The 12771-nt window shown below is 43.8% G+C and carries 20 protein-coding genes; 6 read left to right on the top strand and 14 right to left on the bottom strand.

Translation table 11 applies throughout. The annotated features are described in order from the left end of the window. Positions 1 to 66 precede the first annotated feature (66 nt). The 3 genes from VOA_RS13810 to VOA_RS13800 are packed head-to-tail and all read right to left on the bottom strand — an operon-like array spanning position 67 to position 2190. The gene (locus tag VOA_RS13810; RefSeq protein ID WP_000432687.1) at positions 67 to 726 is read right to left on the bottom strand and encodes a hypothetical protein; all 660 of its coding nucleotides are present in this window, start codon (positions 724 to 726) and stop codon (positions 67 to 69) included. A gap of 24 nt (positions 727 to 750) precedes the next feature. Then, on the bottom strand, positions 751 to 1032 hold the full coding sequence (locus tag VOA_RS13805; protein ID WP_000912327.1) for a single-stranded DNA-binding protein: 282 nt from the start codon (positions 1030 to 1032) through the stop codon (positions 751 to 753). A gap of 15 nt (positions 1033 to 1047) precedes the next feature. Further along, positions 1048 to 2190: a phage/plasmid replication protein, II/X family gene (locus VOA_RS13800; RefSeq protein WP_000465031.1), complete on the bottom strand. Its 1143-nt coding sequence runs from the start codon at positions 2188 to 2190 to the stop codon at positions 1048 to 1050. A gap of 134 nt (positions 2191 to 2324) precedes the next feature. On the opposite strand from VOA_RS13800, the gene VOA_RS0117360 reads away from it, so the two are divergent. Continuing rightward, positions 2325 to 2507 carry a hypothetical protein gene (locus VOA_RS0117360; RefSeq protein WP_000043895.1) on the top strand — a complete coding sequence of 61 codons (183 nt, stop codon included), beginning with the start codon at positions 2325 to 2327 and terminating at the stop codon, positions 2505 to 2507. 150 nt (positions 2508 to 2657) lie between these two features. Next, on the top strand, positions 2658 to 2936 hold the full coding sequence (locus tag VOA_RS13795; protein WP_001112229.1) for a hypothetical protein: 279 nt from the start codon (positions 2658 to 2660) through the stop codon (positions 2934 to 2936). 666 nt (positions 2937 to 3602) lie between these two features. On the opposite strand, the gene VOA_RS13790 is transcribed toward VOA_RS13795, so the two are convergent. From VOA_RS13790 to VOA_RS13775, 4 genes are all read right to left on the bottom strand, one after another. After that, a complete protein-coding gene (locus VOA_RS13790) occupies positions 3603 to 3800 on the bottom strand; it encodes a hypothetical protein (RefSeq protein ID WP_000719387.1) in 198 nt (65 codons plus the stop codon). A gap of 215 nt (positions 3801 to 4015) precedes the next feature. After that, positions 4016 to 4675 (bottom strand): hypothetical protein, encoded by a 660-nt coding sequence (locus VOA_RS13785; protein ID WP_000432687.1) that lies wholly within the window; start codon positions 4673 to 4675, stop codon positions 4016 to 4018. A gap of 24 nt (positions 4676 to 4699) precedes the next feature. Further along, positions 4700 to 4981, bottom strand: coding sequence for a single-stranded DNA-binding protein (locus tag VOA_RS13780; RefSeq protein WP_000912327.1), 282 nt, complete (start codon positions 4979 to 4981; stop codon positions 4700 to 4702). 15 nt (positions 4982 to 4996) lie between these two features. Continuing rightward, on the bottom strand, positions 4997 to 6139 hold the full coding sequence (locus VOA_RS13775; RefSeq protein ID WP_000465031.1) for a phage/plasmid replication protein, II/X family: 1143 nt from the start codon (positions 6137 to 6139) through the stop codon (positions 4997 to 4999). A 134-nt stretch (positions 6140 to 6273) separates the two neighbouring features. Between VOA_RS13775 and VOA_RS0117365 the strand changes: the two genes are divergently transcribed. Together VOA_RS0117365 and VOA_RS13770 are read left to right on the top strand one after the other, a co-directional pair. Beyond that, positions 6274 to 6456, top strand: a complete 183-nt coding sequence (locus VOA_RS0117365; protein WP_000043895.1) for a hypothetical protein — start codon at positions 6274 to 6276, stop codon at positions 6454 to 6456. Positions 6457 to 6606: 150 nt separating this feature from the next. After that, entirely contained in the window at positions 6607 to 6885 is a 279-nt protein-coding gene (locus VOA_RS13770) for a hypothetical protein (RefSeq protein WP_001112229.1), read from the top strand. A 666-nt stretch (positions 6886 to 7551) separates the two neighbouring features. Here the strand turns inward: VOA_RS13770 and VOA_RS13765 are convergent. The 4 genes from VOA_RS13765 to VOA_RS13750 form a co-directional block, all read right to left on the bottom strand. Next, a complete protein-coding gene (locus VOA_RS13765; RefSeq protein WP_000719387.1) occupies positions 7552 to 7749 on the bottom strand; it encodes a hypothetical protein in 198 nt (65 codons plus the stop codon). A 215-nt stretch (positions 7750 to 7964) separates the two neighbouring features. Beyond that, a complete protein-coding gene (locus VOA_RS13760; protein ID WP_000432687.1) occupies positions 7965 to 8624 on the bottom strand; it encodes a hypothetical protein in 660 nt (219 codons plus the stop codon). A gap of 24 nt (positions 8625 to 8648) precedes the next feature. Further along, positions 8649 to 8930 carry a single-stranded DNA-binding protein gene (locus VOA_RS13755; protein WP_000912327.1) on the bottom strand — a complete coding sequence of 94 codons (282 nt, stop codon included), beginning with the start codon at positions 8928 to 8930 and terminating at the stop codon, positions 8649 to 8651. A 15-nt stretch (positions 8931 to 8945) separates the two neighbouring features. Then, positions 8946 to 10088, bottom strand: a complete 1143-nt coding sequence (locus VOA_RS13750; protein WP_000465031.1) for a phage/plasmid replication protein, II/X family — start codon at positions 10086 to 10088, stop codon at positions 8946 to 8948. A 134-nt stretch (positions 10089 to 10222) separates the two neighbouring features. Here VOA_RS13750 and VOA_RS0117370 point away from each other — a divergent pair, with 134 nt between their 5' ends. Together VOA_RS0117370 and VOA_RS13745 are read left to right on the top strand one after the other, a co-directional pair. Continuing rightward, the gene (locus tag VOA_RS0117370; protein ID WP_000043895.1) at positions 10223 to 10405 is read left to right on the top strand and encodes a hypothetical protein; all 183 of its coding nucleotides are present in this window, start codon (positions 10223 to 10225) and stop codon (positions 10403 to 10405) included. 150 nt (positions 10406 to 10555) lie between these two features. Beyond that, entirely contained in the window at positions 10556 to 10834 is a 279-nt protein-coding gene (locus tag VOA_RS13745) for a hypothetical protein (RefSeq protein ID WP_001112229.1), read from the top strand. 570 nt (positions 10835 to 11404) lie between these two features. Here the strand turns inward: VOA_RS13745 and VOA_RS0117375 are convergent. The 3 genes from VOA_RS0117375 to matP form a co-directional block, all read right to left on the bottom strand. After that, positions 11405 to 11773, bottom strand: a complete 369-nt coding sequence (locus VOA_RS0117375) for a hypothetical protein (protein ID WP_001256479.1) — start codon at positions 11771 to 11773, stop codon at positions 11405 to 11407. A 128-nt stretch (positions 11774 to 11901) separates the two neighbouring features. Continuing rightward, positions 11902 to 12219, bottom strand: coding sequence for a DUF3634 family protein (locus VOA_RS0117380; RefSeq protein WP_000967560.1), 318 nt, complete (start codon positions 12217 to 12219; stop codon positions 11902 to 11904). Between the two features lie 10 nt (positions 12220 to 12229). Continuing rightward, positions 12230 to 12679 carry a macrodomain Ter protein MatP gene (gene matP / locus VOA_RS13740; protein ID WP_000877148.1) on the bottom strand — a complete coding sequence of 150 codons (450 nt, stop codon included), beginning with the start codon at positions 12677 to 12679 and terminating at the stop codon, positions 12230 to 12232. Between the last annotated feature and the right edge of the window lie 92 nt (positions 12680 to 12771).

Below are 12771 nucleotides of genomic sequence, written 5' to 3' on the forward strand. Positions count from 1 at the left end.
ATATCCCCACATTGGGGACAATGGTCACGGCGTTTGAACCGATGAGTTCTATAACGAGTGCTCATATCACACCGCCTTATACCCATACATCAAAGCTGATGCGGTCACGCCTGGCTTACGTCTAAAGTGTCTGTCTAAGGCTGCACAGAGTTCGTCTAGGTGCATGGCCATCATTGAGGTTGACGGGCCGTTCTTGTCGTAAAAGATAACCACCGCATCTTCAACTTGGTTTCTCGATGTCGGTGATTTGCGCTGTAGAATCGCTACCCGTTTAACCATGTCATAAGGTAATAAACAGCGTGGAATTGGTGGGTCAACTTCGTCTCGAGTGGGTTTTTTGAGGTTAAGGAGCTTGGCGTAATAAGCGATGGTGCTACGATTACGACAGAGCTTTTTAGCGCAACCCTCGACACCCAAAAGCCAGAAGTCACGTTTTAAGAATTGCTCTTGCTCAAGCGTTAGCATCTTGCAACGTCTTAAGCCGAGCTTGCGGATTTGACCTAGAACGCCATCGACCGGACGATTGAGTTGAGAAGCGATTTCGTCAACATTAGTGCCCTGCTTAAACAAGGCGGTAAGCTGTGTTTTCTCCTCTTCTGTCCATCGAATGATCGTGCGTTTAGGCTCTAGTTTTTGTGGCTCTTGCGCATGGCGTGGACGTTTTAAAAGGTCGGCAAAGGAGCAAGTAAAGTCTTGCTCCGGTATGATTGAACTGACGTTTTCCATAACATTACCCTAGCCTTATCTGTTTTATAGTTCGACTTCTAGTGGTTCAATGGTTAATCCGTATTTTTTGAGCTCCAGACCGCCGAAAGCATTAACAACGTAACTAGAGCTATGAGGGGTATAGAGTCCGGCTGCATAAGGTGGTTGTCCTTCTTCTAGGCCGAGTTTCATTTCTACGGGGAATTTACCGCCCAGATAGACGTAAGCGGTTTGTTCATAGATAACTCGGGACGGCTTGTCCTCTTTGCCTTTAATGGTTCGAGTTTCAACTCGTTCATTCTCTTTGAACACTTCGATTTTGAGCATAAGTACCTCTATTGATTAAGCGACTGCGCGGAACGGCAGTACATTGGATTGAGCCACAACGGGTAATCGATACCAGTCGGGAACGGAAAGCGGTTTAACCTCGATGACTTCAGAACGCTTGAGTGTGGGACACATGCGAGACACATCGAAGGGACGAGAGATGTCGATACCGATTTGCTTTAAACGGGCTTTGTGCTCAAAAAATTGAGAGCGAGTTAATACAAGCCTCAAGTCGGAACCATGTTGCCAAAGAGTAAAGTAACTCATGGTGGAGTTGGCTTTGCGTAGCGTATCAACGGCTCCTGCTTCTAGTAACTGATGAGCAATAGATTGATGTGTGTCGTGTGTGGCGTGTAGTGTCTTCATGGCGTTCTCGATGTCGTTTAAGTGTGCGTGAAAGTCTTGTTCAGTAACCAAGCCATAAAACTGTAAGTTGTATCGTTTCAATAGTTTTTGTCTGAGACTGTGCTCTTCTCGTACAACGCCCTGCTCTTCGCAGTAGCCGATAAGCTTTTCAAGGTATTCAAGTTGTTCAGTGACAACGCGATTCTTTTTGCGCTTGTCTTCTTTGAGGTGCTTACGGAGTTCGTAAGCTTTGCAATAGAGTTTTGTCATCATCCATTCGGATGCCTCACCCCAGTTACAGGTCATGCCGTTTGGATAAAACTTTGGCTCTCGGCCACGGCCGATTTGCACAGATGACATACCACGGATAAAGGAGGCTTCCTTTCCCTGCCCGACTGTATGATTACGAGTCCAGTCAATGAGGGTGATTTCAGCGCCGTTACCGATAAGAGATGACGATTTTCCATCTGGTGCTTGGCGGTGGAATACGCGGGTGTTTTTGGTGAATGGAGGTAAGTCGTACTTGGCGAGAACGTTGTTATAGATTTCAACACATTCATCGAGAGTGGTTAGGCCAACTAAGTTATCCATGCGTTGCCAGCGTGATGGATTACCCTCAACTCTAACGCGGTTGCCATTACAACGAATGGTCAATTTAGTGCTGTATGATCCTTCTAAAAGCTTTTGGTTAACGCTAGGTGGAAGCTTCTCCCCTGTTTCTAAATCGACCCGTTCAATAACATGCGTCCCAACGAATGGAAGACCACCGTCAGGATAATCTTGCTGCATGAAAAGTTGGTCAATAAAAAACATATGTACCCATGTATGCATGTTTATTAGAATGCAAAATACAATGTTTTATAGATGTATGCAACTATGCATAAAAATAACACATGCATGCATACTAGAATGCACTAATCTTAATGCGATTATTTCAAGGGTTAAGCATGAGCAAACAATACACTTCGCTAAGGGTTAGTGAGGAGCGAAAAATAAAACTAGAAAGAGCTGCAATCGAAATAAGCTATGCCACAGGAAAGCAAGTGAAATGGACAGATGTTGCGAATCATCTTTTCGATCAATACCTGAATGAAGCGAAAAGAGATATGAAGGAAAGCCTATCAAAATAGTCCGGAATTCCGGACTTAGTTCGGGTGTAACAGGAACCCGAACCGCTTCGCGGTCATTTTGGCCGATGACATTACTGCCTTAAAATGAAACCAACAACTGCTGTATTTTATCAACTCACTTTTTAGAAACGTCAAACATAAGGAAACATTATGCCTTGCAATAACCAACACATAGAAAGATTAGATGAACAACGATTAGAAGCTCTAGAAGAGCACCAAATGCATGGAAATGGACGTCATAAATGTTGTCAATGTGCGTATAACCAAGGTTATCAACAAGGGCTAGATTTATTAGCCAACATTTCTCTAAACATTGCAGCTCTAGGGGATTCACAAGCAGAACGAGATGGTAGACACAAGAGCGTACATCAGGCGTTTGCTCTTGGTTATGCGGATGGTGTGCAAGCCTACATCGAATCACAAAGATAACTGCTAAATGAAATTAATTAAATTATATCCATCGAATCAAAAAAAAGAGTTTGGTGCTAGCTATGTACTGGAGTATCCAGACAAGACTCGCCAATTAGACGATTGCAACCGCTAAACGCAATGTGAAGCCTATACATGGAGTGGAATTAACCCTCGTAATACTAGACGGGGGTCTAACCCGCTTCCTCCTTCCTCCTCCTCCTCAGTCTTCGTCGTCGTGCGTCCGTCGTCATCGAGTTAGATAAGCGAATAGTCGTAGTGAGGCAATGAAGTTCACGGCGACCGCTGTCTCAATAGAAACTGTAGAAATTCCGTCTCCTCGCATCAGCGAAGCTGATGACTGCGGCGGACGGCTGGATTTTAGAAAAGCTTTCTTTGTGGGTTTTTAAGAAGGGAAAACACCTGAATTCGTATTAGTCGCCATTATGTTACGGGCTCACTCTTGCAGAACGATTCAGCAAGCTGCCCACGTTCTGCTGCTAGTGAGGCCGTCAGTGCTAACGCAATGGTACTGACGACTGCCCCTCAACATAATGCCGCACCACCTAATACGCACTAAGGTGTTTTGATTTATGGATGATTTTTGTAACGGATTTCAAGCGGCTTGATTTGTGTTACAGGTTTCAACTGCCACAAAGCTTAAGCCTTATGGCAGTTAGCTCCCTGTCATTTGGTGATTAATGGTTGGTCTTTGGTGAGCTTGCGAATGACTGCGCCACATGACGGACATTGCGGCTGCATAACGGCTAAGCCTGTAAAGATTTCATCTTGGAACCACGGTTTATAACAAGATGTGCATTGATGCGTTGGATCATCTTGGCGATTAACCATGCTGACGCCGCCCTTGTAGAAGATCTTTTTCACATTTGCCTCCAGATGTGATGTTGTTGAATTTGCGGTAATCCTTGAGTGAGTCTTCAAGGCCTATTTGCCAGAAGTCATAACACCTAGGACACTGCTCCTCGTACATGTAAACTTGATTATCCATAATGTACTCGGTGCATAGGAAGTCGATATCCCCACATTGGGGACAATGGTCACGGCGTTTGAACCGATGAGTTCTATAACGAGTGCTCATATCACACCGCCTTATACCCATACATCAAAGCTGATGCGGTCACGCCTGGCTTACGTCTAAAGTGTCTGTCTAAGGCTGCACAGAGTTCGTCTAGGTGCATGGCCATCATTGAGGTTGACGGGCCGTTCTTGTCGTAAAAGATAACCACCGCATCTTCAACTTGGTTTCTCGATGTCGGTGATTTGCGCTGTAGAATCGCTACCCGTTTAACCATGTCATAAGGTAATAAACAGCGTGGAATTGGTGGGTCAACTTCGTCTCGAGTGGGTTTTTTGAGGTTAAGGAGCTTGGCGTAATAAGCGATGGTGCTACGATTACGACAGAGCTTTTTAGCGCAACCCTCGACACCCAAAAGCCAGAAGTCACGTTTTAAGAATTGCTCTTGCTCAAGCGTTAGCATCTTGCAACGTCTTAAGCCGAGCTTGCGGATTTGACCTAGAACGCCATCGACCGGACGATTGAGTTGAGAAGCGATTTCGTCAACATTAGTGCCCTGCTTAAACAAGGCGGTAAGCTGTGTTTTCTCCTCTTCTGTCCATCGAATGATCGTGCGTTTAGGCTCTAGTTTTTGTGGCTCTTGCGCATGGCGTGGACGTTTTAAAAGGTCGGCAAAGGAGCAAGTAAAGTCTTGCTCCGGTATGATTGAACTGACGTTTTCCATAACATTACCCTAGCCTTATCTGTTTTATAGTTCGACTTCTAGTGGTTCAATGGTTAATCCGTATTTTTTGAGCTCCAGACCGCCGAAAGCATTAACAACGTAACTAGAGCTATGAGGGGTATAGAGTCCGGCTGCATAAGGTGGTTGTCCTTCTTCTAGGCCGAGTTTCATTTCTACGGGGAATTTACCGCCCAGATAGACGTAAGCGGTTTGTTCATAGATAACTCGGGACGGCTTGTCCTCTTTGCCTTTAATGGTTCGAGTTTCAACTCGTTCATTCTCTTTGAACACTTCGATTTTGAGCATAAGTACCTCTATTGATTAAGCGACTGCGCGGAACGGCAGTACATTGGATTGAGCCACAACGGGTAATCGATACCAGTCGGGAACGGAAAGCGGTTTAACCTCGATGACTTCAGAACGCTTGAGTGTGGGACACATGCGAGACACATCGAAGGGACGAGAGATGTCGATACCGATTTGCTTTAAACGGGCTTTGTGCTCAAAAAATTGAGAGCGAGTTAATACAAGCCTCAAGTCGGAACCATGTTGCCAAAGAGTAAAGTAACTCATGGTGGAGTTGGCTTTGCGTAGCGTATCAACGGCTCCTGCTTCTAGTAACTGATGAGCAATAGATTGATGTGTGTCGTGTGTGGCGTGTAGTGTCTTCATGGCGTTCTCGATGTCGTTTAAGTGTGCGTGAAAGTCTTGTTCAGTAACCAAGCCATAAAACTGTAAGTTGTATCGTTTCAATAGTTTTTGTCTGAGACTGTGCTCTTCTCGTACAACGCCCTGCTCTTCGCAGTAGCCGATAAGCTTTTCAAGGTATTCAAGTTGTTCAGTGACAACGCGATTCTTTTTGCGCTTGTCTTCTTTGAGGTGCTTACGGAGTTCGTAAGCTTTGCAATAGAGTTTTGTCATCATCCATTCGGATGCCTCACCCCAGTTACAGGTCATGCCGTTTGGATAAAACTTTGGCTCTCGGCCACGGCCGATTTGCACAGATGACATACCACGGATAAAGGAGGCTTCCTTTCCCTGCCCGACTGTATGATTACGAGTCCAGTCAATGAGGGTGATTTCAGCGCCGTTACCGATAAGAGATGACGATTTTCCATCTGGTGCTTGGCGGTGGAATACGCGGGTGTTTTTGGTGAATGGAGGTAAGTCGTACTTGGCGAGAACGTTGTTATAGATTTCAACACATTCATCGAGAGTGGTTAGGCCAACTAAGTTATCCATGCGTTGCCAGCGTGATGGATTACCCTCAACTCTAACGCGGTTGCCATTACAACGAATGGTCAATTTAGTGCTGTATGATCCTTCTAAAAGCTTTTGGTTAACGCTAGGTGGAAGCTTCTCCCCTGTTTCTAAATCGACCCGTTCAATAACATGCGTCCCAACGAATGGAAGACCACCGTCAGGATAATCTTGCTGCATGAAAAGTTGGTCAATAAAAAACATATGTACCCATGTATGCATGTTTATTAGAATGCAAAATACAATGTTTTATAGATGTATGCAACTATGCATAAAAATAACACATGCATGCATACTAGAATGCACTAATCTTAATGCGATTATTTCAAGGGTTAAGCATGAGCAAACAATACACTTCGCTAAGGGTTAGTGAGGAGCGAAAAATAAAACTAGAAAGAGCTGCAATCGAAATAAGCTATGCCACAGGAAAGCAAGTGAAATGGACAGATGTTGCGAATCATCTTTTCGATCAATACCTGAATGAAGCGAAAAGAGATATGAAGGAAAGCCTATCAAAATAGTCCGGAATTCCGGACTTAGTTCGGGTGTAACAGGAACCCGAACCGCTTCGCGGTCATTTTGGCCGATGACATTACTGCCTTAAAATGAAACCAACAACTGCTGTATTTTATCAACTCACTTTTTAGAAACGTCAAACATAAGGAAACATTATGCCTTGCAATAACCAACACATAGAAAGATTAGATGAACAACGATTAGAAGCTCTAGAAGAGCACCAAATGCATGGAAATGGACGTCATAAATGTTGTCAATGTGCGTATAACCAAGGTTATCAACAAGGGCTAGATTTATTAGCCAACATTTCTCTAAACATTGCAGCTCTAGGGGATTCACAAGCAGAACGAGATGGTAGACACAAGAGCGTACATCAGGCGTTTGCTCTTGGTTATGCGGATGGTGTGCAAGCCTACATCGAATCACAAAGATAACTGCTAAATGAAATTAATTAAATTATATCCATCGAATCAAAAAAAAGAGTTTGGTGCTAGCTATGTACTGGAGTATCCAGACAAGACTCGCCAATTAGACGATTGCAACCGCTAAACGCAATGTGAAGCCTATACATGGAGTGGAATTAACCCTCGTAATACTAGACGGGGGTCTAACCCGCTTCCTCCTTCCTCCTCCTCCTCAGTCTTCGTCGTCGTGCGTCCGTCGTCATCGAGTTAGATAAGCGAATAGTCGTAGTGAGGCAATGAAGTTCACGGCGACCGCTGTCTCAATAGAAACTGTAGAAATTCCGTCTCCTCGCATCAGCGAAGCTGATGACTGCGGCGGACGGCTGGATTTTAGAAAAGCTTTCTTTGTGGGTTTTTAAGAAGGGAAAACACCTGAATTCGTATTAGTCGCCATTATGTTACGGGCTCACTCTTGCAGAACGATTCAGCAAGCTGCCCACGTTCTGCTGCTAGTGAGGCCGTCAGTGCTAACGCAATGGTACTGACGACTGCCCCTCAACATAATGCCGCACCACCTAATACGCACTAAGGTGTTTTGATTTATGGATGATTTTTGTAACGGATTTCAAGCGGCTTGATTTGTGTTACAGGTTTCAACTGCCACAAAGCTTAAGCCTTATGGCAGTTAGCTCCCTGTCATTTGGTGATTAATGGTTGGTCTTTGGTGAGCTTGCGAATGACTGCGCCACATGACGGACATTGCGGCTGCATAACGGCTAAGCCTGTAAAGATTTCATCTTGGAACCACGGTTTATAACAAGATGTGCATTGATGCGTTGGATCATCTTGGCGATTAACCATGCTGACGCCGCCCTTGTAGAAGATCTTTTTCACATTTGCCTCCAGATGTGATGTTGTTGAATTTGCGGTAATCCTTGAGTGAGTCTTCAAGGCCTATTTGCCAGAAGTCATAACACCTAGGACACTGCTCCTCGTACATGTAAACTTGATTATCCATAATGTACTCGGTGCATAGGAAGTCGATATCCCCACATTGGGGACAATGGTCACGGCGTTTGAACCGATGAGTTCTATAACGAGTGCTCATATCACACCGCCTTATACCCATACATCAAAGCTGATGCGGTCACGCCTGGCTTACGTCTAAAGTGTCTGTCTAAGGCTGCACAGAGTTCGTCTAGGTGCATGGCCATCATTGAGGTTGACGGGCCGTTCTTGTCGTAAAAGATAACCACCGCATCTTCAACTTGGTTTCTCGATGTCGGTGATTTGCGCTGTAGAATCGCTACCCGTTTAACCATGTCATAAGGTAATAAACAGCGTGGAATTGGTGGGTCAACTTCGTCTCGAGTGGGTTTTTTGAGGTTAAGGAGCTTGGCGTAATAAGCGATGGTGCTACGATTACGACAGAGCTTTTTAGCGCAACCCTCGACACCCAAAAGCCAGAAGTCACGTTTTAAGAATTGCTCTTGCTCAAGCGTTAGCATCTTGCAACGTCTTAAGCCGAGCTTGCGGATTTGACCTAGAACGCCATCGACCGGACGATTGAGTTGAGAAGCGATTTCGTCAACATTAGTGCCCTGCTTAAACAAGGCGGTAAGCTGTGTTTTCTCCTCTTCTGTCCATCGAATGATCGTGCGTTTAGGCTCTAGTTTTTGTGGCTCTTGCGCATGGCGTGGACGTTTTAAAAGGTCGGCAAAGGAGCAAGTAAAGTCTTGCTCCGGTATGATTGAACTGACGTTTTCCATAACATTACCCTAGCCTTATCTGTTTTATAGTTCGACTTCTAGTGGTTCAATGGTTAATCCGTATTTTTTGAGCTCCAGACCGCCGAAAGCATTAACAACGTAACTAGAGCTATGAGGGGTATAGAGTCCGGCTGCATAAGGTGGTTGTCCTTCTTCTAGGCCGAGTTTCATTTCTACGGGGAATTTACCGCCCAGATAGACGTAAGCGGTTTGTTCATAGATAACTCGGGACGGCTTGTCCTCTTTGCCTTTAATGGTTCGAGTTTCAACTCGTTCATTCTCTTTGAACACTTCGATTTTGAGCATAAGTACCTCTATTGATTAAGCGACTGCGCGGAACGGCAGTACATTGGATTGAGCCACAACGGGTAATCGATACCAGTCGGGAACGGAAAGCGGTTTAACCTCGATGACTTCAGAACGCTTGAGTGTGGGACACATGCGAGACACATCGAAGGGACGAGAGATGTCGATACCGATTTGCTTTAAACGGGCTTTGTGCTCAAAAAATTGAGAGCGAGTTAATACAAGCCTCAAGTCGGAACCATGTTGCCAAAGAGTAAAGTAACTCATGGTGGAGTTGGCTTTGCGTAGCGTATCAACGGCTCCTGCTTCTAGTAACTGATGAGCAATAGATTGATGTGTGTCGTGTGTGGCGTGTAGTGTCTTCATGGCGTTCTCGATGTCGTTTAAGTGTGCGTGAAAGTCTTGTTCAGTAACCAAGCCATAAAACTGTAAGTTGTATCGTTTCAATAGTTTTTGTCTGAGACTGTGCTCTTCTCGTACAACGCCCTGCTCTTCGCAGTAGCCGATAAGCTTTTCAAGGTATTCAAGTTGTTCAGTGACAACGCGATTCTTTTTGCGCTTGTCTTCTTTGAGGTGCTTACGGAGTTCGTAAGCTTTGCAATAGAGTTTTGTCATCATCCATTCGGATGCCTCACCCCAGTTACAGGTCATGCCGTTTGGATAAAACTTTGGCTCTCGGCCACGGCCGATTTGCACAGATGACATACCACGGATAAAGGAGGCTTCCTTTCCCTGCCCGACTGTATGATTACGAGTCCAGTCAATGAGGGTGATTTCAGCGCCGTTACCGATAAGAGATGACGATTTTCCATCTGGTGCTTGGCGGTGGAATACGCGGGTGTTTTTGGTGAATGGAGGTAAGTCGTACTTGGCGAGAACGTTGTTATAGATTTCAACACATTCATCGAGAGTGGTTAGGCCAACTAAGTTATCCATGCGTTGCCAGCGTGATGGATTACCCTCAACTCTAACGCGGTTGCCATTACAACGAATGGTCAATTTAGTGCTGTATGATCCTTCTAAAAGCTTTTGGTTAACGCTAGGTGGAAGCTTCTCCCCTGTTTCTAAATCGACCCGTTCAATAACATGCGTCCCAACGAATGGAAGACCACCGTCAGGATAATCTTGCTGCATGAAAAGTTGGTCAATAAAAAACATATGTACCCATGTATGCATGTTTATTAGAATGCAAAATACAATGTTTTATAGATGTATGCAACTATGCATAAAAATAACACATGCATGCATACTAGAATGCACTAATCTTAATGCGATTATTTCAAGGGTTAAGCATGAGCAAACAATACACTTCGCTAAGGGTTAGTGAGGAGCGAAAAATAAAACTAGAAAGAGCTGCAATCGAAATAAGCTATGCCACAGGAAAGCAAGTGAAATGGACAGATGTTGCGAATCATCTTTTCGATCAATACCTGAATGAAGCGAAAAGAGATATGAAGGAAAGCCTATCAAAATAGTCCGGAATTCCGGACTTAGTTCGGGTGTAACAGGAACCCGAACCGCTTCGCGGTCATTTTGGCCGATGACATTACTGCCTTAAAATGAAACCAACAACTGCTGTATTTTATCAACTCACTTTTTAGAAACGTCAAACATAAGGAAACATTATGCCTTGCAATAACCAACACATAGAAAGATTAGATGAACAACGATTAGAAGCTCTAGAAGAGCACCAAATGCATGGAAATGGACGTCATAAATGTTGTCAATGTGCGTATAACCAAGGTTATCAACAAGGGCTAGATTTATTAGCCAACATTTCTCTAAACATTGCAGCTCTAGGGGATTCACAAGCAGAACGAGATGGTAGACACAAGAGCGTACATCAGGCGTTTGCTCTTGGTTATGCGGATGGTGTGCAAGCCTACATCGAATCACAAAGATAACTGCTAAATGAAATTAATTAAATTATATCCATCGAATCAAAAAAAAGAGTTTGGTGCTAGCTATGTACTGGAGTATCCAGACAAGACTCGCCAATTAGACGATTGCAACCGCTAAACGCAATGTGAAGCCTATACATGGAGTGGAATTAACCCTCGTAATACTAGACGGGGGTCTAACCCGCTTCCTCCTTCCTCCTCCTCCTCAGTCTTCGTCGTCGTGCGTCCGTCGTCATCGAGTTAGATAAGCGAATAGTCGTAGTGAGGCAATGAAGTTCACGGCGACCGCTGTCTCAATAGAAACTGTAGAAATTCCGTCTCCTCGCATCAGCGAAGCTGATGACTGCGGCGGACGGCTGGATTTTAGAAAAGCTTTCTTTGTGGGTTTTTAAGAAGGGAAAACACCTGAATTCGTATTAGTCGCCATTATGTTACGGGCTCACTCTTGCAGAACGATTCAGCAAGCTGCCCACGTTCTGCTGCTAGTGAGGCCGTCAGTGCTAACGCAATGGTACTGACGACTGCCCCTCAACATAATGCCGCACCACCTAATGTGCACTGATGTGTTTTGTTTTATGGGTAATTTTTGATGCCTCTCAGCCTAGTTTTTTGTCTGGCAGTTATGTGGATTCTTAAGTAACGTTCAGGCCAATCATAACTGTACTGCTTACCAATTTTGACGGCTTTCTTAGCAACAAGGCATAACTCATGATCACCTAGCGTAGAGACCTTCTTTATAATCGCTTGGTTTTCATTTGAGTAATCCATATCAATGAATACATCACAGTAACCTTCAAGCGGTTTTTTGTTTTTCTTGATCGACTTTTCAATTTGATTTTTGATCTTTTTGGCAACCCGATTTAGTTCTGCATCATCTGCTATCGCAGAATGGCTGCAAAGGAAAAAAATGATAAATAATGTAGCTAGATTATGAGACCGCATAAAAATTAACTCGTAGAAAAACCAAGGAATCAATCTACTAAATTTATGCCCTTGGTTTCTCTGATTTTGCAGTATTTGGAGCTAAGAAATGATTTTATTGCAAGTTGCATGTCGTGTGTTGATGAATATCAGCGACCTTTCTTAGCTGTTGAATTCGAGTGCGTAAAGCTTTGATGAGGAAATACATTACGAATTCGTTGTTGAATTCTCTTTGGGACTTGATTAGTAAAGGTAAGTTTTGCTCCAGTTCTTTGCTGGTAAACTTTAAGTTGTCCTGAGAACGGTTCATGTTGAGCAATATCCACAAGATTATGTTTAAAAGTATGTGGAAAATGCCCTTTACTCTTTGTAATGTGGCCATTCTTAAAAATCACAACTAAAGCTGGTCTATCAATGACAACTAACCAGAAAATAATGACAGCCGCAACCAATATGACATATAGCATACCCATCTCCTTATTCTGACAATAATCGACTGAGATCTTCTTTTAAACTATTGACGGTTTTGCTCGCCTTTTCACTTCTTGATGCTTCGCCAAGTAGATATTCAATCGCATCTGATAACGTGCAGCCTAACTCATTTGCCTTAAGGGATAACTTTTCCCAAACGCGATAGTCCAAATCGATAGATTTTTTGCGAGTATGTATTTGTTCAGCATTAAAATGACGCTTTCGTTTAGCTCGAATAGCTTGTTTGAGCTTGTTATCCAGCTCTAAAGACATGTGTTCTTCAATCCAAGATAGTACTTGAGTAGGTTCATGCTCAATCGCTTTGAGTTTCTGAACCGCTGCCTCCATTTCACTGCGATCAATGTAGTGAGTGATTTGTTCCCCATCTTTCCATTTGTTGATGAGATATTGCCATTTCCAACCACATTCTAAATTTTCAAGTTGTTGATATTTCATCTCTAGCACTTTCCCTTGTTATATAGTGACAGCGTAACCCATCATTGTGTAACCTGCAACTCTCATAATAAAAACCGTGTAAGATCATTGTT

The sequence above is a fragment of the Vibrio sp. RC586 genome (assembly GCF_000176715.1).
GTDB lineage: Bacteria > Pseudomonadota > Gammaproteobacteria > Enterobacterales > Vibrionaceae > Vibrio.

Coding starts and splice junctions, on each gene's coding strand:
- VOA_RS13800 (WP_000465031.1), bottom strand. CDS start 2,190: ATGTTTTTTATTGACCAACTTTTCATGCAGCAAGATTATCCTGACGGT.
- VOA_RS13770 (WP_001112229.1), top strand. CDS start 6,607: ATGCCTTGCAATAACCAACACATAGAAAGATTAGATGAACAACGATTA.
- VOA_RS13755 (WP_000912327.1), bottom strand. CDS start 8,930: ATGCTCAAAATCGAAGTGTTCAAAGAGAATGAACGAGTTGAAACTCGA.
- VOA_RS13750 (WP_000465031.1), bottom strand. CDS start 10,088: ATGTTTTTTATTGACCAACTTTTCATGCAGCAAGATTATCCTGACGGT.
- VOA_RS0117380 (WP_000967560.1), bottom strand. CDS start 12,219: ATGCTATATGTCATATTGGTTGCGGCTGTCATTATTTTCTGGTTAGTT.
- VOA_RS13795 (WP_001112229.1), top strand. CDS start 2,658: ATGCCTTGCAATAACCAACACATAGAAAGATTAGATGAACAACGATTA.
- VOA_RS13775 (WP_000465031.1), bottom strand. CDS start 6,139: ATGTTTTTTATTGACCAACTTTTCATGCAGCAAGATTATCCTGACGGT.
- VOA_RS13805 (WP_000912327.1), bottom strand. CDS start 1,032: ATGCTCAAAATCGAAGTGTTCAAAGAGAATGAACGAGTTGAAACTCGA.
- VOA_RS13785 (WP_000432687.1), bottom strand. CDS start 4,675: ATGGAAAACGTCAGTTCAATCATACCGGAGCAAGACTTTACTTGCTCC.
- VOA_RS0117370 (WP_000043895.1), top strand. CDS start 10,223: ATGAGCAAACAATACACTTCGCTAAGGGTTAGTGAGGAGCGAAAAATA.
- VOA_RS13760 (WP_000432687.1), bottom strand. CDS start 8,624: ATGGAAAACGTCAGTTCAATCATACCGGAGCAAGACTTTACTTGCTCC.
- matP (WP_000877148.1), bottom strand. CDS start 12,679: ATGAAATATCAACAACTTGAAAATTTAGAATGTGGTTGGAAATGGCAA.
- VOA_RS13810 (WP_000432687.1), bottom strand. CDS start 726: ATGGAAAACGTCAGTTCAATCATACCGGAGCAAGACTTTACTTGCTCC.
- VOA_RS0117365 (WP_000043895.1), top strand. CDS start 6,274: ATGAGCAAACAATACACTTCGCTAAGGGTTAGTGAGGAGCGAAAAATA.
- VOA_RS13745 (WP_001112229.1), top strand. CDS start 10,556: ATGCCTTGCAATAACCAACACATAGAAAGATTAGATGAACAACGATTA.
- VOA_RS0117375 (WP_001256479.1), bottom strand. CDS start 11,773: ATGCGGTCTCATAATCTAGCTACATTATTTATCATTTTTTTCCTTTGC.
- VOA_RS0117360 (WP_000043895.1), top strand. CDS start 2,325: ATGAGCAAACAATACACTTCGCTAAGGGTTAGTGAGGAGCGAAAAATA.
- VOA_RS13780 (WP_000912327.1), bottom strand. CDS start 4,981: ATGCTCAAAATCGAAGTGTTCAAAGAGAATGAACGAGTTGAAACTCGA.